Origin of the sequence: Kineococcus sp. G2, assembly GCF_037154035.1 — a bacterium.
GTDB lineage: Bacteria > Actinomycetota > Actinomycetes > Actinomycetales > Kineococcaceae > Kineococcus.
Genome location: NZ_JBBBEM010000135.1, coordinates 1 through 19,694 on the forward strand (window position 1 = coordinate 1; position 19,694 = coordinate 19,694).

Consider the following 19,694-nt stretch of genomic DNA (forward strand, 5'->3'; position numbering starts at 1 on the left):
TCGGCCTCTTCGCGGGCAGCGCGTTCGGCCTCTTCGCGGGTGCTCTCCTCCGCCCGCCGCCACGCCTCGGTGATCCTCTGCACCTGACCGCGCGGGTCGCGGAACCAGTCGGCGCTCCACAGGCGCTCGAACGCCACCCCCGTGGCCTCCACCTGCGCGGGCCGGGCGACGTGCCGGTCGCGCACCGTCGCCAGCGCGCGGTACCCCGCCCCGTCGAGGTCCACGGCGAGCGCCGCGGTCCCCGGCCCGGCGGTGACGAGCAGGTCCACCGGCCAGCCGGCGACGTCCACGCCGGTGTCGGCCTGCAGCCCGGCGGCGCGCAGGGCCGCGGCCACGTCCTCCCGCAGCGCGGTGGTGGCGGGGTCGGCGGGCGCGGCGGGCAGGTGCGTGCGCACCGGTTCCAGCAGGGCGGCGAGGGCGCTCCACGCGGAGCCGTCGCCGGTGCCCGCGGCGTCCGCGGAGCCGACGGCGACGAGCTGCCGGGCCCGCCCGGCGAGCGCGGCGACGTCCTCCAGGGGGCGACGGTGCGCGTCGTCGACGACGAGGACGTCGAAGTCCTCGCCCGGGGCGGGCAGGCCGGTGGTGCCGTCGGTGGTGCGGCAGCGGGGTGCGGCGCCGGTCTCGAGGGCGGCGACCAGGTGGGCGGCGGCGGTGCTGGTGCGGCGCTCGTCGAGGGTGCGGAACCGGGCGGCGAGGTCACCGGGTTCCCCGTCCGGGCCCGTGAGGGCGGCCTCGGCGCGGGCGCGCAGCCAGGTGCCCCGCACGAGGCGGGCGACGTCCTGCTCCCCGGCTCCGGCGGGCACGGCGGCGGCGAGCTCGTCCAGGCCCTGACCGGTCAGCTCGGCGCGGCCGCGCCGGCCCCGCAGGGCCTCCCGGGCGGCGGCGGCCCGGGCGGCGAGGTCGCGCGAGGCCGCGAGCTCCAGGACGCCGGCGTCCTGCGGCACCTCGGGCAGGGCGGTGGTGGCGCGGGTGAGCAGGGTGCGGGCGGTGCCGAGGGCCTGGGCGAGCTGCGGGCGCCCGGCCCAGGCACGGGGCGGGCCGGCGGCGTGCTCGGCCCAGGCGGTGCGCAGCTCCTGCAGCTCCTCGACGTCGTGCAGGCCGAAGGAGCCGTCGTGGCGCAGGGCGGACAGGCGCTTGACCTCGCGGCGGCGGGTGCGCTCCTCGGCGCTGAGGAAGGAGCGCTGCTGCTGGGTGAGGACGGTGCGCGCCTGCTCCAGGTCGGCGGTCAGGGCCAGGGGGACGTAGGTGCGCGCGGCGGCCTCGGCGCGCTCGAGCAGGGCCAGGGCGTGCTCGGCGTCGGCGAGGGTGCGCAGCGGCTGCCAGCCGAGCTCCGAGCCCAGGCGGTCGGTGAGGTCGGTGAGGGCACCGAGGGTGGTGGGCAGCCGGTCCAGGGCGTCGAAGAGCAGCTCGGCGTCGTCGGGGCCCTCGGGCACCTCGACGGGGACCGGGGGGGCGGGGCGCGCGGCGTCCAGCAGCAGCGCGGTGACCTGGGCTCGCCGCCGTTCGCCCCAGCCGGCGGCGGCGGGCAGCAGCGGGGGACGCAGGTGGGCCGCGCGCAGCCCGGCCAGCTCGGCGAGCGCCTCGAAGGGCGTGGGGCCGCCGTCGTCGGGGCGGGTGTGCAGGGCGTCGGCGTGGCGGGCCAGCGCGTCGCGGGCGGGGACGCGGCTGTCCTCGTCCTCGTCCTCGCCCTGCGCGGCGGGTGCGGGCCGCGGCTCGCCGCCGTCCTGGGCGAGGAGCCCGGTCAGGCCGAGGCCGGTGAGCGCGGTGCGCACGGCGGGGGCGGTGGCGGGGCCGGTGAGGTGGAGCACGCGCCGCCCGTCCGCGGCGAGCGCGGCGAGCAGCTCGGCCACGAGCGTCCCGGCACCGCCGGGGCCGTCGGGGGCGTCGGCGAGGACGGGAGCACCGCTGAGCGCGGCGGCCACGGCGCGCTCGTGCGCGGAGGTCGCCGCGGGCAGCAGCGGCTCGCCGGCCGGGCGGTCCCCGGCGGGCGCCGCGGTGCGCAGCGTGCGCGCGGCCTCACCGTCCCCCGCCAGGGCGGCCAGCAGGGCGGTGTGCAGCTCGGGGCCTCGCTCGGTGCTCACGGGGGGAAACGTACCGACCCGGCCCGCCGGGGGCGTCCCGGTGCCGCCGGCGGGCCGGGATCGGGGTCAGGGCCGGGGTCAGGGCCGGGGTCAGGTGGCCGGGACGGCGGCGAGGAGGTCGCGGAACCGGGACACCACCGCCGCGGGTGCGGGCAGCAGCGGCGCGCGCGGCGGCCCGGCGGGCAGGCCCGCTCAGGCCCAGCGCATCGTGAGGGCACCCGCCAGGCGGTCGCCCGCCGGGCTCCGCAGCGCCCCCCGAACCAGCGCGTCGCGCCCGGCGCTGCCCCAGGCGCCCCACGGCCTGCCCAGCGCCGTGTTGGCGCCCGCGCGGCGGGCCGCGGAGCGCGCGGCGCGCGTGCGCGTCTCCTCGAAGTCCCGCAGCCGCGGCACCGCCCGCAGGTCCCCGGAGCGGTCACCGCCCGCGCGGCCCCGCAGGAGGTCCACGAGCACCGGTGCGAGCGCCTGCGCGTCCAGCCAGCCCAGGGTCATCCCCTGGCCGCCGATGGGGCTGATCTCGTGCGCGGCGTCGCCGACGAGGACGCGGCGCCCGCGCACGGTCCGCGGGGCGAGGCGACGGCGCACGCCGAACGCGCTGACCATCGTGCTGGTGGTGGTGTCGAGCACCGTGCCGGTGCGCTCGGCGACGAGGGCGGCCAGCAGCTCCACGGCCGGTTCGGCGGGGCGCCGGCCGGTGCGCACCACCCAGCGCCGCACCCCGCCGGGCAGCGGGAAGGACTCCACGACGCCGCCGGGTTCGAGGTGGACGGCGGCGGCGGTGCCGTCGCCGGTGGTGTCGGCGACGTCGCCCATGAGGTAGGCGTCCGGGTAGGGGTGCGCGGTGGCGGCGAGCCCGGAGGACTCGCGCACCCGGCTGCGGGCGCCGTCCGCGCCGATCAGGACCCGGGCCCGCCAGCGGGTGCGCGCCGGTGGCCCGCCGGGCCGGTGCTCGGCGGTGGTGACGTGCACCCGGTCACCGTCGTCGTGGGCGTCCACCACCTCGCAACCGCGCCGCAGCGCGCCGGGGGCGAGGTCGGCGAGTCGGGCGGCCAGCAGCGCCTCGGTGCGGTGCTGCGGAAGGGTGAGCACGAACGGGGTTTCCGGCCACGCCCGCTCGAAGGTGACCTCGCCCAGGGTCCGGCCGCGGCTGCGGGCCACCCCGCGCTCGACGCGCACGCCCTCGGCGACGGCGGCGCCGGCCAGGCCGACGGCGGCGAGGGCGCCCAGCGCGGGCGGGTGCAGGCCGATGGCGCGCGAGAGCCTGCCGGGGGCGCGCCGGCGTTCGAGGACGGCCACGTCCACGCCGTGACCGGCCAGCAGGGCGGCGAGCAGCAGGCCGGCGGGTCCACCGCCGGCGACGAGCACCTCGCACTCGCGGGTGCTCACGGGGCCGCGCCGTCATCGCGGGAGTCGGCGCGGGCACCGTCCCGGAGGTCGTGCACCGGCGGGTCGTGCGCCGGCGGGTCGTGCACCAGCAGGTTGCGGCCGGGCCAGGGCCGTTCCACCCGCCACCCGGGCGGCACGTGGGCGCGCAGCTCCGCCGGCCGCCAGCTGCGGCGGATGGAGGTCAGCCCGTCGGCGCGGATGAGCGAGCCGGGCGCCAGGGGCAGCGCACCGGCCGAGAACAGCAGGTACGCCCACCGGCTGCGGGCGATGTCGCTGTGCAGGGCGCGGCGGCGCGCCAGGGCGCGGGAGTCGTCCAGCAGGGCCCGCAGCTGCCCGTCGTCGAGGTGGTGCAGCAGGTGGTTGGAGACGACCACGTCGAAGCGCCGTCCCTGCGCCACCAGGTCCGCGCTGAGCGCCCGCTCGAAGCGCACCCCGTCCACCGGCGGCCGGCTCACCGCCCACGCGTGGGCGCGCGGGTCGGGGTCCACGCCGGTGACCTCCAGCGCGAGGCCGTCCCGGCGCGCCCAGCGGGCCAGGGCGCGGGCGAGGTCGCCGCCGCCGCACCCGACGTCCAGCACGGTGGCGGGCCGCTCGCGCGGCAGGAGCGGCCGCACGTGCCGGCGGTAGGTCACCCCCCAGCCGGCCACCACCGCGTTGACGAGGCGGAAGCGGGCGTAGGTGCGCGCGAGCGCCGCCGGGTCGCAGTCGGGGGCGTCCATGAGCTCGACGGCGTCGCGGTCGCGCTCGCGCAGGCGCGGGCCGATCACCGCCCCTCCCCGGGGGCGGGGCTCGCGGCCTGGGCGTCCACGTCCCGGGAGCCTAGGCGCGAGCGCGCCCGCCGTCCTGTCCGGTTCGGGCGGGAGGGGGGACGCAGGCGCCGGTCAGCGGGGGTCGGCGTTCCCGGACGGGACCACGAGGCCACCGGCCGGGCCGCCGCCCTCCGTGCCGCCGTCCGTGCCGCCGTCCGTACCGCGCTGCCGGGCGCCGAGGGTGTGGAGCATCCCGGTGACGTCGACGCCGGTGGTCCGCTTGAGCACCTCCAGGGTCTCCTGGAGGTTGCTGCCCACGGAGCGGCTGAGGGCCCCGGCACCGTCGTTGGAGATGACGGTGAGGTCCTTGATGCTGCCCAGGGGGCGGGCCAGCGCCTCGGCGACCTGCGGCAGGACCTCCAGCGCGCGCTGGGTGAGCGCGGCCTCGCCGAACTCCTTCAGCGCCTGCGCCTCCTTCTGCAGGGCCTCCGCCTTGGCGGCCCCCGTGGCGGACAGGGCCTCGGCCTGCGCCTGCCCCTCGAGGCGGACGGCGTTCGACTCCGCGGTGCGGCGCTGCAGCTCGGCCTCGGCGGCCAGGCGGACCCGGGCGGCCTCCGCCTCCGCGGACAGGCGCACCCGCTCCGCGTCGGCCTGGGCGGCGGCGACGGCGGCCTGCTGCTCGGCCTCGGCCGCGTAGACGCGCGCCGTCCTCTGCGCGGCCGCCTGCTGCTCCGACTCGTAGCGGCGGGCGTCGGCGGGCTTGCGCACCTCGGTGTCCAGGGTGCGCTCGGTGAGTTCCGCCTGGCGCTGCGCCACGCGCTCCTGCTCCTGCAGGACCTGCTGCTGGGCGGCGGCCTCGGCCAGGCGGCCGGCGGCGTCGGCCTCGGCGGCGGCCTTGTCCTGGTCGGCGCGGAACTGCGCCTGCTGCAGGGCGAGGTCGCGCTGCGCCTGGGCGATCTTCGCGTCGGACAGCGCCTTGGCCTGCTGCGCCTCCTGGGCGTTGTTCGCCTCGGCGATCTCCGCGGCGCGGCGGGCGTTGGCGGCCTCGGGCCGGCCGAGGTCCTGCAGGTAGTTGCCGTCGTCGCTGACGTCCTGGATCTGCAGGGTGTCCAGCACCAGACCCTGGTTGTTCAGGCTGGTGACGGCCTCCTCCTCGACCTGACGGGCGAAGGCGACCCGGTCGCGGATGATCTCCTCGACCGTGAGGGTGCCGATGACGCCGCGCAGGCTGCCGGCGAGGACCTCCTGCGTGAACGGCTCGATCTCCTTCTGCTGCTGCAGGAAGCGCTGCGAGGCGGCGCGCACGAAGTCCTCGGTGCCACCGACCTTGACGATGGCGACGCCGTCCACGTTCAGCCGGATGCCCTGGCGCGAGACGGCGCCGCGGATCGAGATGGGGATGCGCACGGACGCCAGGGACAGGCGGTGCGCCTGCTGCACGAGCGGCTTGACGAACACGCCCGCACCCATGACGACCTTCTGGCCGGACAGGTCGGTCGTCACCTCCCCCGTCTCCGGGTTGGTGACCGGCCTGCCCTTCTTGCCCACGATGATGAGGGCTTCCGACGGGCTGGCGATCTTGTAGCGGGTCTTGAAGGCGACGAAGGCCACCAGCAGCAGGACGACGAGCACGCCGACGACGACGACGGCGGCGACGAGGTTGTCCATCTCACTCCAGCCCGGACGCTGCCACCGAGCCCGCGGCCGGGTCCCGAGGGCGTCGCGGGGACCCCACGGGCGGGGAGCCTCTCCCGGGCCGGCAGGCCGAGCGGGCCCCGCAGACCCCGTGGCCGACCCTAGCCGCCCGCGGCGCTCACCGGGCGGGAGTCGGGGACGGTGAGCGGGGCGTGTCGCGCGGACCGCCCGGGGCGGGGTTCACGACTCGGCCTCCTCGACCTCCTCGGTCCACCGGCGGGTGGCGGGGTCGACGAAGCAGTCGACCCCCTCGTGCTCCACCTCGACCTCCACGGGCAGGCCGCGGACCTGCTGGGAGGCGACGGCGACCTGCTCCGCGGTGGGGGCCGGCAGTTCCGCGCAGGGGCTGGTGCCGCTGCAGGCGGTGAGGGCGACGGCCGCCAGAGCGGCGGCGGGAACGGTGGCGACGAGCCTGGTGCGCGGGTTCACGCGCGAGATGGTGCCACCGGCACGCGCGCCGCCGCGGGGGTTTTCCGGCTCCGCGGACCGCGGGGCGGATCGACGCGCCCGGCCGGTGAGCGCTCCGCCGTCACCGGGCCGGTGCCGCGCGGGAGCGGAGGGCGGAGTCGGGGACGGGCTGGTGCCGCAGGACGGCGTGTCAGGGGGCGACGTAGCCGACCGCGCGCAGGCGGAGGTCGGCGCCGGCCGGGTCGGCGCCGAAGACCAGGACGGCCCTGCGCCGGCTGTCCGCCGGGACGTAGGGCACGGTGGCCGAGGCCTGCGAGACCGTGGTCCCGTTCCGGACGATCTCGCCGTGGACCTGCACGCTGCGGGCGGTCTCCCCGCCCCCGTTGGTGACTTCCACGGTGGTGACGAAGCCCGCGGGCGTCCGCTCGACCGCGACGAGGTCCACCAGCACCCGGGAGTCACCGTCCCGGGTGCTGGCCTGGTAGCCGAGGAAGCCCAGCAGAGCTGCCAGCAGCACCGCCCCGACGGCACCCAGCACCCGCTCCAGCCGGGCACCCCCGGTGCGCTCGTCGGCTCCGGTGCTCCGCCCGTCCCGCCGGTCCTCGTGCTGCCGGCCCCCGGGTGGTGCACCACCACCCGGGGGTTCCTGCTCGGGCTCCTGCTCGGGGTCCGGGTGCGGGTTCACGGTGTTCTCCTCAGACGACGAGGCGGGCTGCGGCTGCCCCGATGCTGGCGGGGAGGCCCAGGACGATCATCTCCATCACCGCCGCGGTGAAGCCGGTGCCGTCGTAGCGGCCCAGCGTCCACAGCAGGTAAGCGCTGACGGTCAGCGCGATGACGTACCCGACGACCGTGTAGCGCACGAAGACGGCGGCGAAACCGGTGTGCGACGCCGAACCGCCCTTGAACCCGACGCCGTAGACGAAGGCGTGCATCAGGGTCAGCTGCAGGGCCACCAGCACGATCGCGTGGACCACCGTCATCCGGGCGGCGATGAGGACGACTTCTTCCGTGGGGGCGATGTTGGCGGCGAGGACCACCGCCCCGGCGGACATGAGGAACACCTCCCGCCGGTAGCTGGACTCCCGTCGGCCGGGTTGGTCCGCGGCGCCGAGCTGGGACCGGGCGAAGGACGCCCCGACCGTCGCCGGCAGCGCCTCCAGGAGGACGACGGAGACCCACAGCTGCCAGCTCTGCCAGGGGTGCACCACCGCCAGGGCGCCCAGGACCACGGCGGCTGCGACCACCCCCGCCAGCACGGCCACCCCCGCGTCGACGGCGGCGTCCTTCCAGCCGGTGCGCAGGCCGTCGACGAAGCCGACGTAGCGCGCCAGGCCGACGGCCAGCACCACGGCCAGGACAGCCATCAACCCCAGTCTCCAGCGGGGGACGGCGGTGCTGAGGAACCAGATCTCCATCGTCATGAACAGCGGCAGGGCGAACAGCACCGCTCCGGCGAAGGCACGTCCCAGCCCTCGCAGCACTTCCCTCTTCGGCATCTCCCGTGCCACGGTGCTCCCGTCGTGGTCGACGTGCTCGAGGACCCTATACCGCCCCGGGTGGACCGGCGCGCGCCCGCGCGGTCCGCGCACCCGGGCCCACCAGCGGGTACGGGCCCTCGCCGGCGCCGGCTGCGGCGGTTCGCCCTGCGGCGCAACGGGGACCGGCGAACTCCTCCCGGCCGGGTCACCGCGCCGCCCCGCCGACCTGCCGACCGCAGCGGGTGAGTTCGCCCGGGTCGTGGCTCCCGGGGGTTTCCTGCTCACCGCCTTCCAGGCCGGCGCCGGTGAACGCGTCGAACGGTTCCACGGGTACGGCCACGACGTGGAGTTCACGAACCACCGCCACGACCCCGACCACCTGGCCGAGGTCCTGGACGACGCGGGGTTCGACGTGCTGGTGCGCCTGCACCGGGCGCCCGAGGGCCGGGAGCGGACGCCGCAGCACCTCGTGCTGGCACCACGGACGCCCTGACGGCCCCTCCGGTCACCGACGACGTCGTGCGCGCCGGCCACCGCGCAGGGCTTTCCGCAGGACTCCGCAGTCCTCCTTGACGCCGATCGGCGGCTGCTGGAGAGTGCGGAGCTGAACAGCCGCCACGACCGGCCGCGTCGAGGAGGAACCCCGCCGTGCCGAGCACCCTCCACGCCGCCGGGGGCGGACGCTGATGCCCGCCCCCGAGCGGCAGGGGCCCGGCACGGGGAACCCGGCGCAACAGGCCCTCGCCGGGCGCGTCCGGGACGCGCTGCCCACCGGCCACGACGTCCGGGTGGTCTCCGTGGGCAAGGACGGCGACCTGCTGGTCAGGATCGACCCGGCCCGCCACGACGAGCTGATCGGCCGTCCGGGGGCGCGGCCCGCGCTCATGGGCGTCGACCGTCCCATGGGGCCGGGCTGGATCACCGTCGACGCCTCGGGTCTCGACACCGACGAGCGGCTGGCGTCCTGGCTGGACGTCGCGCTCCAGCACCACGCGGCCACCGCGCGCAGGAACGACCGGCGCGGGCGGAGCGAGCGCCGCAGCGCACCGGGGTGATCGCCGGCGGGGTGCGGCGGCGCAGGAGGCGCTCCGCGGCCGAGGCCGCGCTCGACGAGCACCACCTCCAGCCGCTGGCCGGGGCCGGTCGCGCCGGGGTCAGGCCGCAGCGGGCTCGACGGCGCCGACGAGCGCGTCCAGGACGGCGGTCAGCTTCTCGGTGACCTCCGCGTCGTCCTTGGGGTGCAGCTCGGCGAAGCGCACCACGGAGGCGGGGATGGCCATGGTGGCCTCGGCGAGCACGCGCGCACCGGCGATGCCGAAGACCTTGCGGGCGTCGTCCTGCGCCCACACGCCCCCGTACTGGCCGAAGGCGCTGCCGACGACGGCCAGCGGCTTGCCGGACAGGGAGCTGGCGCCGTAGGGGCGCGAGGCCCAGTCGACGGCGTTCTTCAGCACGGCGGGGACAGAGCCGTTGTGCTCGGGGGTGACGACGAGGACGGCGTCGGCGGCCGCGATCGCCTCGCGCAGCGCGGTGACCGCGGGCGGGACGGAGCCCTCGACGTCGACGTCCTCGTTGTAGAAGGGCAGGTCGCCCAGGCCCTCGTGGACCCGCAGGGTGGTGCCCTCGGGGGCGAGCTGGACGGCGGTCTCGGCGATCTGGCGGTTGACGGAGGCGGCGCGCAGGCTGCCGACCAGGACCAGGACGTCGGTCACGGGGAACTCCTCGGGGAGACGGGGTGTGCGGGACGGCGGGACGAGCTGCGGGGGCCGGCGGGCCGCGGGGTCCGGCGGTCCCGCCGGAAGAAGGCGGACCGCGGTCCGCTTGTTCCCGGACTGTAGTCCGCTCCCGCGTGCACCCGCCACCCCCGTCACCCGGCGGGCGCCCGGGGCTGGGCCTACCCTCCCGGTGTGACGCGCGCGCTGCCGGTGCTGACCCCGGGACGGCCACCGGTGCGTGCGGACGCCTCCCGCAACCGCGAGGCCCTGCTGAGCGCGGCGCGCTCCCTCGTCGAGGAGTCCGGCGTGGCGGGCTTCAGCATGGACTGCCTCGCCGCCCGCGCCGGCGTCGGCAAGGGCACCGTCTTCCGCCGGTTCGGCTCGCGCGCGGGGCTGTTCACCGCGCTGCTCGACGAGTTCGAGCGCTCCTTCCAGGAGCGGGTGCTGGCCGGCCCGCCGCCGCTGGGGCCGGGAGCCGACCCCGTGGAGCGCCTGGAGGCGTTCGGCCGGCACCGGTTGCGCTTCGTCGCCGAGCGCGGCGACCTGCTGCGCGCGGCCGGAGCGGACCCGCGCGGCGGGGTGGACCCGCCCGGGGACTTCGCCCGCACCCACCTGCGGGTGCTGCTGCGCGCCGCGGGGGTCGCCGGCGACCTCGACGTGCTCGCCTTCTACCTGCTCGCGTGCCTGGAGGCGCCGCTGGCGGCCCAGCTGGCCGGGGTGCGCGACCTCGGCGCCGAGCGCCTGGGCGAGGGGTGGGCGGACCTGGTGCGGCAGGTCACCGCCCCGGCGGCCCGGCGCACGGGCTGACGGGCCGCGGCACCGCACGGGGCGGGCGGCCGGCACCCGGTCAGGCGATCAGGCGATCAGGCGGTGCGCTGGTACAGCACGTGGTCCTGCCAGCGGCCGGCGATGCGCAGGTAGCCCCGGGCGACGCCGATGCGCTCGAAGCCGTTGCGCTGCAGCACCGCCTGCGAGGCGGAGTTCGACAGCAGGGTGGCCGCCTGGAGGCGGTGCAGGCCCAGCTCGCCGAAGGCCGCCTCGACCGTGCGGGCCACCGCCTCGGTCGCCACACCGCGGCCGTTGACCTCCTCGGCGACGAAGTAGCCGAGGTTGCCGGACCGGGCGGGCCCGCGGACCACCTCGCTGACGGTGCTGCGCCCGACCAGGACGCCGTCGTGGACGACGGCGTACGGCACGACCCGGCCCGCGGCGTGCTCGGCCAGCAGGTGGTCGATCAGCGCCGCCTGCCCCGCCTCGGTGGCGTACCCCTCCTCGCGCTCGGGCTCGAACGGCGCCAGGAAGTCCCGGTTCGCCGTCAGCAGCCGCGCCAGGTCGGCGGCGTCGGCCGGTTCCAGCAGGCGCACGGCGGTGCGCGCCCGGGGACGCCGGGCGCCGTCGCGGGCACGGGTCACGACAGGACGAACCAGACGGTCTTGCCGCCGTTCACCCGCTCCACGCCCCACCGGTCGGAGAGGATGTCGACCAGGGCGACGCCGCGGCCGCCCTCCGCCTCCAGGGCGGCGTCGCGGCGCACCGGCGGGCGCGGGTCGCCGTCGGAGACGGACACCTGCAGGCCCGCGGTGCCGTTGCAGTGCACGCGCACCCGCACGGGCGGGCCGCCGTGGCGCACCGCGTTCGTCACCAGCTCGGAGACGAGCAGCTCCGCCTCGTCGAGGACCCGCGCGTGGTGCACCACGCAGTAGGCCTCGGAGAGGAAGGTGCGGGCCCGGCGCGCCGAGTGCTCGTGATCAGGCAGGGTGACCTCAGCATCCGGCGTCGCCTCGCACACGGGGGCCATCCTGCCCGCACCGGCGCCTGCGTGCGCGGCGGGGGCGCCGCCGGCCCCCGCGGCCACCCGCGGCGTCAGGCCGCGAGCAGGCGCAGCATCTCGTGCGCGACCCGCTGCACGCGGGTGCGCAGGGCGTCCAGCTCCCCGTCGTCGACGCGGCCACCGCTGAGGTGGGGGGCCGGGCGCGGGGCGCGGGCGGGCACCAGCAACCGCTCGGACAGCTCCACGCCCAGGCGCACGCACACCGACAGCGGCGACGCCCAGCCGGGCGCGTCCACCTGCGCCAGCGCAGCGGGCAGCTCGTCGGGGAAGGACCAGGCGGCCAGCGCCTCGGCCGACACGCGCGTGTGGGTGCAGCCGTACAGGCGCACCTCGGCGGCCAGCAGCTCCTCGCGGTCCACCGCCCCCGCCAGGACGGCCGGGTAGCGCTCCGGGTCGGAGCGCACCAGCAGCGCCTGACCCAGGCGGGCCAGCAGGCCCAGGCTGAAGGCGTCGGGCGCCTTCACGCCCAGCCGCCCGGCGACCTCCCCGGCGGCGACGGCCGTGAGGACGCTGCTCTCCCAGAACCCCTCCAGCGACTCCGGGACGTCCTCGAGCCCCGCCACCGCCGCCACCGCCAGGCTGCGCACGGTGGAGAAGCCCACGACGGTCACCGCGAACGCCGGCGCGGACACGCGGCCGCTGAGGCCGAAGTACGCCGAGTTCGCCAGGCGCAGGACCTTCGCCGTCAGCGCCGGGTCGCAGCCGAGGGTCTGCCCCAGGGAGCGGGCGTCGGAGCGGTGGTCGTCGGCCTGCGCGATGACGCGGGCCGCCACGGGGCGGTGCGCGGGCAGGTCGTCCAGGGCCGCGCTGATGCGCCCCAGCACCTCCACGGCACCCGCGGGCGCCGCGGAGGTGCCCGGGGCGGGCGGGGCGGCGCCGGGCGCGCCGACCGCGAGCGCTCCCGAGCGCGGGCGGGGCACGCTCACGCCGGCACCTGCCTCGGGGAGGGCAGCCCGGCGGGCTGCGGGGCCAGGGTGCCGCCGGCGCAGAGCACTCGCCACAGGTCCTCCCGGGTCATCGGCCGCGCGTACAGGTACCCCTGCACGGCCTCGCAGCCCAGCTCGACGAGCACGTCGTTCTGCTCGTGGGTCTCCACGCCCTCGGCGACCACGTCCAGCCCGAGGGTGCGCGCCAGGGAGACGATCGCGGCGGCCACCGCGCGCGCCGGGCCGCCGCGCGCGGTGCCGGTGGTCCCGCCGCCGCGCCCGCCGCGCAGGTCGCGCACGAAGGAGCGGTCCACCTTCAGGTGGTCGGCGGGCAGGTCCACCAGGTACGCCAGCGAGGAGTACCCGGTGCCGAAGTCGTCGATGGCCACGCGCGCGCCGTCGCGGCGCAGCTCCTCCAGCACGGTGCGGCAGGCGCGCAGGTCGCTGGCCAGGGCGGTCTCGGTGACCTCCAGGCACACGTCCTCCAGGCGCAGGCCGGCGGCGGCGACCGTGCGGCGCACCCCGTCGGCGAAGCCGTCGCCGGACAGGGACACGGCGGAGACGTTGACCGCGACCCGCCGCGGGACGTGCGGCAGGCCCGCCGCCGTCGCCTCGGCGCGCCACGTCGCCAGGTCCCGGCACGCCACGGCCAGCACGTGCGCGTCCAGCGCCGGCACCAGGTTGGCGCGCTCGGCGAGCTCGACGAACGTCGCCGGGTCGATCGGACCCAGCTCCGGGTGGCGCCAGCGGGCCAGCGCCTCCACGGAGAGCAGCTGCGCAGCGGGGCGGGTGGGCGTGCCGGGGCGCACGACCGGCTGGTAGTGCACGTCGATCGTCCCGCGGGCCAGGGCCTCGCGCAGGTCCGCGACCAGGCGCAGGGAGCGGCGGGCGCGCTGGCGCACCTCCTCGTCCAGCAGCGCCCAGCGGCCGCCCCCGGCGGCCTTGGCCTCGTGGGTGGCGATGCCGACGTCGCGCACGACCTCCTCGGCGCCACCGGGCTCCCCGCCCAGCAGCACGACGCCGACGCTGGCGGCGACCCGCAGGCGCAGGCCGTTGACCTCCACGGGCGCCACCAGGGCGCCGAGCACGCGCCGCGCGGTGGCCTCCACCGCGGACTCGTCGGGCAGGTCGTGGAACACGAGCACGAACTCGTCGCCGCCGGGGCGGGAGACCAGGTCACCGGTGCGCACGGTGCGCAGCAGCCGGCGCGCCACCTCCACGAGGACAGCGTCGCCCGCCTCCGGGCCCAGGCCGTCGTTGACGGTCTTGAAGTCGTCCAGGTCCACCATGAACACGCCCACGGAGGCGGTGGGCGGCGCGGGGGGCAGCGGTACGCCGGCCGCGTCGGGGCAGGCCGCGTCGGGCAGCAGCTCCCCCAGGTGCTCCAGCAGCGCCAGCCGGTTCGGCAGGCCCGTCAGCAGGTCGTGCTGCGCCTGGTACGCCAGCCGGTTCTCCCGAGCGCGGCGGTCGGTGACGTCCTCCACCGTGCCGACGAACCCGGCGCCGTACCCGGGGGTGCGGCTGGGCGCCAGGCGCACCGTGACCCAGCGGACCTGCCCGGCGGCGGTGCGCAGCCGCGTGTCGAACACGGTCCGCTCACCGGCCAGGACGTCGGCGACGGCCTGCGTCACGCGGCCGCGCTCGTCGTCGAGGACGTGCGCCAGCCAGCCGGTGCCGCACAGCTCCTGCGCCGGCACGCCCAGCAGCGAGGCGAAGGCGTCGTTGACGCGGGACAGGCGCGCGCCCACGTCGGAGACGACGGTGGGCACCGGGGAGTCCTGCGCGAGGGTGGCGAAGCGCTCCTCGGCGGCGCGCAGCGCGGCGCGGGAGCGGTCGTCGTCGGGGCTGAGCAGCTGCAGCACCCAGTGGTCCTCCGCGGCCAGCGCCACGTCGACGCGCAGGCGCTCGGAGACGGCCCCGAAACCGCTGATCCGCTCCGGCACCGGCCAGGCGGCGACCTCCGTGGCCCGCACCTCCCCGGAGGCGGTGACGGCCTCGGCGGCGAAGCGGGTGCAACGCTCGCGCACCAGGGCGCCGGGGGCGTCCGCGCCGCGCAGGACCCGGCCGACGGCCAGGTCGAGCAGGTCGCCGGGCGCGGCGCCCAGCAGGGCGGCGAGGGTGGCGTTGGCCCAGCGCACGCGGGGCCGCTCGGGCGCCTCCGGCGGGCGGGGCCGGGAGACCACGAGGACGGGCTGGTCACCGGCGGCCGCCAGGTGCAGGAGGGCAGCGGCCACCCCGGGGGCGACGTCCTCGCCCTGGCTGCGCCACACCTCGTCGAACACGCCTCGCCCCGTCCTCGCCAGCGGCACCCGGACGGTGCCGCACGGGTCCTCCATCGGCACGCGCAGCGCTGCGGTTGACCCCGCCGGGTGCACCCGTCCGGGCGAAGACCGCCACGGGCGGGTCCTCGTGCTCACCGCGGGTGCCCGGCGCAGGTGTTCACCGCCCGCTGCGCGAGCGTTCACCGCGGTGCGGCGGGACCGGCACCGGGGCGCGCTGGGGTGAGCGGGTGACTCCCGACCTCTCGCGCCGGGCGCTGATCGCCACCGGCCTCACCGTCCCCGCCGCCGCCGCGGCGGTCTCCCCCGCGTCCGCCTCCCCGGCGCAGCCGCGGGCCGACGCGTCCGCCTCCGGCGGTCCGTTCGACGCCGGCTCGCCCCGCTTCACCCTCGCCGTGCTGCCGGACACGCAGTACCTCTTCGACGCCGACGCCGCCGACCCGGCACCGCTGGCGGCGACCCTGTCGTGGCTGCGCGAGCACCGCGAGGAGGAGAACATCGCCTTCCTCGCCCACCTCGGCGACGTCACCGAGCACGGGACGGAGGCGGAGACGGCGCTGGCCGCGCGCGTCTTCGACACCGAACTGCCCCCGGGGCGGCGGAACCTGCCGCACGCGGTCGTCGCGGGCAACCACGACGTCAGCGGGGAGGACACCCGCGGCGCCACCCCGTTCCTGCACCACTTCGGCCCCGGCCGAGCCCGCAGGGTGCCCACGCACCGCGGTTCCTCCCCCGACGGGTACTCCTCCTACCACGTGGTGCACGCCGGCGGCCGGGAGTGGCTGGTGCTGGCGCTGGACTGGCGGCTGTCGCAGGCCGGGCTGGCGTGGGCCGGGCGGGTCCTCGACGAGAACCCGTCGCTGCCGACCGTCCTGGTGTCCCACGAGCTGGTCAGCGCCGACGGCGGCGACGGCACCGCGCAGCTGTCGGAGTACGGCCGGAACCTGTGGGAGGAGCTGGTGCGCGGGCACGACCAGGTCTTCCTGACCCTCAACGGGCACTTCTGGCCGGTGGGCCGCACGGTGCTGACCAACGACGCGGGCAACCCCGTGCACGCCCACCTGGCGAACTACCAGGACCGGTTCTACGGGGGCGCCGCCACGCTGCGCCTGTACCGGTTCGACCTGGAGCGCGGTGTCGTGGACGTGGAGACCTTCTCGCCCTGGCTGCGCTCGGTGCCCGAGGAGGAGCGCACCCCGCTGCAGCGCGAGGAGGTCGAGCGCACGAGCGACGCGGACCGCTTCTCCTTCGAGCTGGTGCCCGACCGGCGCTTCGCCGGGTTCGCCCCGCCGGTGGTGCCCGGCCCGCGACCGGCCCCGGCCGTGGTGGGCCCGCACACCGCCGCCTACTGGCGCTTCGACGCCCTGCCCGGCGCCGCCGAGGGCGCGGTCGTCGCCGCCGGCACCGTCGTGGAGGACCTGTCCGGCAACGGCAACGACCTCACCGCCCGGCTGATCGGCGCTGGCACCGCCGGGGCGCTCACCTGGTCCGCGGAGCACCACGACGGCCAGCCCGCGCACGCCAGCCTGCGCTTCGACGGCCGCAGGGACCCCGACGGCGGGGCCGTGCTGGAGACCGGGCCGGACGCACCGCTGAACTCCGAGACGTTCCTGTCCGGGTTCACCATCGAGGTGTTCCTGAAGCTGCCCGACCCCTTCACCGGTGACCACGCGTGGATGAGTGTGCTGAGCTGGGAGGGCAGGAACGGCGACGCGGGCAAGACGCAGGGCTACAGCCCCGACGAGCCGACCTGCAGCCTGAACGTCAGCCCCGAGCGGTTCCTGCAGTTCGTGCTGTACCCGGAGCTGGACGACCTGAACCCGACGTCCTGGACGCACGCCGTCGACCCCGGCCGCTGGGTGCACGTGGCGATCGTCAACGACGGCCGGCGCAGCGTCGTGCACGTCGAGGGGTCCCGGATCGCCCGCAACCCGTCCACGCTCGCCCGGGGCATCGCCACCCTCGGCAAGCCGTTCGCCCTCGGCGCCACCCAGTCGGAGGAGGTCTTCGGGCAGGGCTTCCACGGCTGGATCGGCGACGTGCGCATCAGCTCGCGCGCGCTGGAACCCGGGGAGTTCCTCAGCGCCCCGGTCACCGCGACCCGCGAGGGCTGACCGGGCGCCCCGGGCGGGCCCGGACGCGAGGAGGGCGGCCACCCCACCGGGGTGACCGCCCTCCTCGCCGTCAGGCGCCCGTCAGGCGTCGACCAGCGAACGCAGCACGTACTGCAGGATGCCGCCGTTGCGGAAGTAGTCCGCCTCGCCGGGGGTGTCGATGCGCACGACCGCGTCGAACTCCACGGTGGAGCCGTCCTCCTTCGTCGCCGTCACCTTCACGGTGCGCGGGGTGGTCCCGGAGTTGAGCTCGGTCAGGCCGGCGATGTCGAACGTCTCGGTGCCGTCCAGGCCGAGGGAGCCGGCGCTCTCGCCCGCGGGGAACTGCAGCGGCACGACGCCCATGCCGATGAGGTTCGAGCGGTGGATGCGCTCGAAGCTCTCGGTGATGACGGCGCGCACGCCCAGCAGCGCGGTGCCCTTCGCCGCCCAGTCGCGCGAGGACCCGGAGCCGTACTCCTTGCCACCCAGCACGACGAGCGGGGTGCCCTGCTCGGCGTAGTGCTGCGCGGCGTCGTAGATGGTGGTCTGCTCGCCGCCGCGGGTGAAGTCGCGGGTGAAACCGCCCGAGACGCCGTCCAGCAGCAGGTTCTTCAGCCGGATGTTGGCGAAGGTGCCGCGGATCATCACCTCGTGGTTGCCGCGGCGCGAGCCGTAGGAGTTGAAGTCCTTGCGCTCCACCCCGTGCTCGGACAGGTACGTACCGGCCGGGCTGTCGGGCTTGATGGACCCGGCGGGCGAGATGTGGTCGGTGGTCACCGAGTCGCCCAGCAGCGCGAGGACGCGCGCGCCGGAGATGTCGGTCACCGGGGACGGCTCGGCCTGCATGCCCTCGAAGTACGGGGGCTTGCGCACGTAGGTGGACTCCGCGTCCCAGGCGAAGGTGTCGCCCTCCGGGGTGGGCAGGCCCTGCCAGCGCTCGTCGCCGGCGAACACGTCCGCGTAGTCCTTGACGAACATGTCCTTGCTGATGGCCTCGCCGATGACCCGCTCGACCTCGGCGGCGTCGGGCCAGATCTCGCGCAGGAACACGTCGTTCCCCGCCTCGTCCTGACCGATCGGGTCGTTCTCGACGTCCCAGTCCATGGTGCCGGCGATCGCGTAGGCGATGACCAGCGGCGGGGACGCGAGGTAGTTCATCTTCACGTCCGGGTTGATCCGGCCCTCGAAGTTGCGGTTGCCGGACAGGACGGCGGTCACCGCGAGGTCGTTCTCCTGGATCGCCGCGGAGATCTCCTCCGGCAGCGGGCCGGAGTTGCCGATGCAGGTGGCGCAGCCGTACCCGACGAGGTGGAAGCCGAGCTTCTCCAGGTACGGGGTGAGACCGGACTTCTCGTAGTAGTCGGTGACGACCTTGGAGCCGGGCGCCAGGGAGGTCTTCACCCACGGCTTGCGGGTCAGGCCCCGCTCCACCGCGTTCTTCGCCAGCAGGGCCGCGGCCACCATGACGGAGGGGTTGGAGGTGTTGGTGCAGGAGGTGATCGAGGCGATCGCGACGGCGCCGTGGTCGATCTCGGTCCGCGTGCCGTCGGCCATGGTGACGGCCACGCGCCTGGAGGGACGCCCCGTGACGGGCGCGTGCACCGGCTCCGGCGCGTCCTCGGCGTCGCCGCCGCCGGTGGCGGGCGGGTCGCTGGCGGGGAAGGACTCCGCGGAGGCCTCGTCGGCGGCACCGACGACGCCGTACGGCTGGGTGTTCTGCGGCACGCCCGGCTCGCGCTCGTCCGCGCCGGTGACGTCGGCGGTGACGTAGTCGGCCAGCGCCGCGCGGAACGCGCCCTTGGCCTCGGTCAGCACGATGCGGTCCTGCGGGCGCTTGGGGCCGGCGATGCTGGGCACCACGGTGGACAGGTCCAGCTCGAGGTACTCGGAGTACTCCGCCTCGCGGGAGGGGTCGTGCCAGAGGCCCTGCTCCTTGGTGTACGCCTCGACGAGGGCGACCTGCTCGTCGCTGCGGCCGGTCAGGCGCAGGTAGTCCAGGGTGACGTCGTCGATCGGGAAGATCGCCGCGGTGGAGCCGAACTCGGGGCTCATGTTGCCGATGGTGGCGCGGTTGGCCAGCGGCACCGCACCGACGCCCTCGCCGTAGAACTCCACGAACTTGCCCACCACGCCGTGCTTGCGCAGCATCTCGGTGATCGTCAGCACGACGTCGGTGGCGGTGGCACCGGCCGGGATGGAACCGGAGAGCTTGAAGCCCACCACGCGCGGGATGAGCATCGACACCGGCTGGCCGAGCATGGCGGCCTCGGCCTCGATGCCGCCGACGCCCCAGCCCAGCACGCCCAGGCCGTTGACCATCGTGGTGTGCGAGTCGGTGCCGACGAGGGTGTCGGGGTAGGCCTGCAGCTCGCCGCCCACCTCGCGGGGGAAGACCACGCGCGCCAGGTGCTCGATGTTGACCTGGTGCACGATGCCGGTGCCCGGCGGGACGACCCGGAAGTCGTCGAACGCGGTCTGGCCCCAGCGCAGGAACTGGTAGCGCTCGCGGTTGCGCTGGTACTCCAGGTCGACGTTCTGCTCGAAGGCGTCGGGACGGCCGAAGACGTCGATGATGACGGAGTGGTCGATGACCATCTCGGCCGGCGAGAGCGGGTTGATCCTGGTGGGGTCGCCGCCGAGCTCGGCGACGGCCTCGCGCATCGTGGCGAGGTCGACGATGCAGGGCACGCCGGTGAAGTCCTGCATGAGGACGCGGGCCGGGGTGAACTGGATCTCGGTGTCCGGCTCGGCGCCGGGGTCCCAGCCGGCCAGGGCGCGGACGTGGTCGGCCGTGATGTTGGCGCCGTCCTCGGTGCGCAGCAGGTTCTCCAGGAGGACCTTGAGGCTGAAGGGCAGCTTCTCGGCCCCCTCGACCGCCGCGAGGCGGAAGATCGTGTAGTCGGTCCCGCCGACTGTTAGGGTAGCCTTCGCTTCGAAGCTGTTCTGGCTGCTCACCGTGAGCTCCTCACTCGTCGTCCGCTTCGCCGTCGTCGCGGGTCGTGCGCGTCGGGTCCGATGCTGCCACCGCCCGGGTGGGCCCGGAGCGGCGC

General features: G+C 76.6%; 16 protein-coding genes and 1 pseudogene. 4 read left to right on the forward strand and 13 right to left on the reverse strand.

What is annotated here, in order from left to right; all coding sequences use genetic code 11:
* From V9U69_RS18440 to V9U69_RS18470, 7 genes and pseudogenes are all read right to left on the reverse strand, one after another.
* Positions 1–2,081, reverse strand: a pseudogene (locus V9U69_RS18440) (hypothetical protein); the annotation flags it as partial.
* 192 nt (positions 2,082–2,273) lie between these two features.
* Positions 2,274–3,464, reverse strand: coding sequence for an FAD-dependent oxidoreductase (locus V9U69_RS18445; protein WP_337063322.1), 1,191 nt, complete (start codon positions 3,462–3,464; stop codon positions 2,274–2,276).
* Positions 3,461–4,231 (reverse strand): class I SAM-dependent methyltransferase, encoded by a 771-nt coding sequence (locus tag V9U69_RS18450; protein WP_337063323.1) that lies wholly within the window; start codon positions 4,229–4,231, stop codon positions 3,461–3,463. Before V9U69_RS18450 ends, V9U69_RS18445 begins: the two co-directional genes overlap by 4 nt.
* Positions 4,232–4,345: 114 nt before the next feature.
* Positions 4,346–5,881, reverse strand: coding sequence for a flotillin family protein (locus V9U69_RS18455; RefSeq protein ID WP_337063324.1), 1,536 nt, complete (start codon positions 5,879–5,881; stop codon positions 4,346–4,348).
* A 207-nt stretch (positions 5,882–6,088) separates the two neighbouring features.
* Positions 6,089–6,337 (reverse strand): hypothetical protein, encoded by a 249-nt coding sequence (locus V9U69_RS18460; RefSeq protein ID WP_337063325.1) that lies wholly within the window; start codon positions 6,335–6,337, stop codon positions 6,089–6,091.
* A gap of 169 nt (positions 6,338–6,506) precedes the next feature.
* Positions 6,507–7,001: a hypothetical protein gene (locus V9U69_RS18465; RefSeq protein WP_337063326.1), complete on the reverse strand. Its 495-nt coding sequence runs from the start codon at positions 6,999–7,001 to the stop codon at positions 6,507–6,509.
* A gap of 10 nt (positions 7,002–7,011) precedes the next feature.
* Positions 7,012–7,815 carry a TIGR02587 family membrane protein gene (locus tag V9U69_RS18470; protein ID WP_337063327.1) on the reverse strand — a complete coding sequence of 268 codons (804 nt, stop codon included), beginning with the start codon at positions 7,813–7,815 and terminating at the stop codon, positions 7,012–7,014.
* Positions 7,816–8,056: 241 nt separating this feature from the next.
* On the opposite strand from V9U69_RS18470, the gene V9U69_RS18475 reads away from it, so the two are divergent.
* Together V9U69_RS18475 and V9U69_RS18480 are read left to right on the forward strand one after the other, a co-directional pair.
* Positions 8,057–8,290 (forward strand): hypothetical protein, encoded by a 234-nt coding sequence (locus tag V9U69_RS18475; RefSeq protein ID WP_337063328.1) that lies wholly within the window; start codon positions 8,057–8,059, stop codon positions 8,288–8,290.
* Positions 8,291–8,483: 193 nt separating this feature from the next.
* On the forward strand, positions 8,484–8,852 hold the full coding sequence (locus V9U69_RS18480; RefSeq protein ID WP_337063329.1) for a hypothetical protein: 369 nt from the start codon (positions 8,484–8,486) through the stop codon (positions 8,850–8,852).
* 99 nt (positions 8,853–8,951) lie between these two features.
* Here the strand turns inward: V9U69_RS18480 and V9U69_RS18485 are convergent, their stop codons facing one another.
* Entirely contained in the window at positions 8,952–9,509 is a 558-nt protein-coding gene (locus V9U69_RS18485) for an NAD(P)H-dependent oxidoreductase (protein WP_337063330.1), read from the reverse strand.
* 195 nt (positions 9,510–9,704) lie between these two features.
* Here V9U69_RS18485 and V9U69_RS18490 point away from each other — a divergent pair, with 195 nt between their 5' ends.
* Positions 9,705–10,319, forward strand: a complete 615-nt coding sequence (locus tag V9U69_RS18490; RefSeq protein WP_337063331.1) for a TetR/AcrR family transcriptional regulator — start codon at positions 9,705–9,707, stop codon at positions 10,317–10,319.
* Positions 10,320–10,375: 56 nt separating this feature from the next.
* Here V9U69_RS18490 and V9U69_RS18495 read toward each other — a convergent pair whose 3' ends face one another.
* The 4 genes from V9U69_RS18495 to V9U69_RS18510 form a co-directional block, all read right to left on the reverse strand.
* Positions 10,376–10,924 (reverse strand): GNAT family N-acetyltransferase, encoded by a 549-nt coding sequence (locus V9U69_RS18495; protein WP_337063333.1) that lies wholly within the window; start codon positions 10,922–10,924, stop codon positions 10,376–10,378.
* Positions 10,921–11,310, reverse strand: a complete 390-nt coding sequence (locus tag V9U69_RS18500; protein WP_337063334.1) for an ATP-binding protein — start codon at positions 11,308–11,310, stop codon at positions 10,921–10,923. The genes V9U69_RS18495 and V9U69_RS18500 overlap by 4 nt, the downstream gene beginning before the upstream one ends.
* A gap of 65 nt (positions 11,311–11,375) precedes the next feature.
* The gene (locus V9U69_RS18505) at positions 11,376–12,269 is read right to left on the reverse strand and encodes an HDOD domain-containing protein (protein ID WP_337063336.1); all 894 of its coding nucleotides are present in this window, start codon (positions 12,267–12,269) and stop codon (positions 11,376–11,378) included.
* Positions 12,266–14,551, reverse strand: a complete 2,286-nt coding sequence (locus V9U69_RS18510) for a putative bifunctional diguanylate cyclase/phosphodiesterase (RefSeq protein ID WP_337063337.1) — start codon at positions 14,549–14,551, stop codon at positions 12,266–12,268. Before V9U69_RS18510 ends, V9U69_RS18505 begins: the two co-directional genes overlap by 4 nt.
* A gap of 227 nt (positions 14,552–14,778) precedes the next feature.
* Between V9U69_RS18510 and V9U69_RS18515 the strand changes: the two genes are divergently transcribed.
* Complete coding sequence (locus tag V9U69_RS18515; protein ID WP_337063338.1) at positions 14,779–16,662, forward strand: LamG-like jellyroll fold domain-containing protein; 1,884 nt, start codon at positions 14,779–14,781, stop codon at positions 16,660–16,662.
* 81 nt (positions 16,663–16,743) lie between these two features.
* On the opposite strand, the gene V9U69_RS18520 is transcribed toward V9U69_RS18515, so the two are convergent.
* Positions 16,744–19,599, reverse strand: a complete 2,856-nt coding sequence (locus V9U69_RS18520) for an aconitate hydratase (RefSeq protein ID WP_337063339.1) — start codon at positions 19,597–19,599, stop codon at positions 16,744–16,746.
* Between the last annotated feature and the right edge of the window lie 95 nt (positions 19,600–19,694).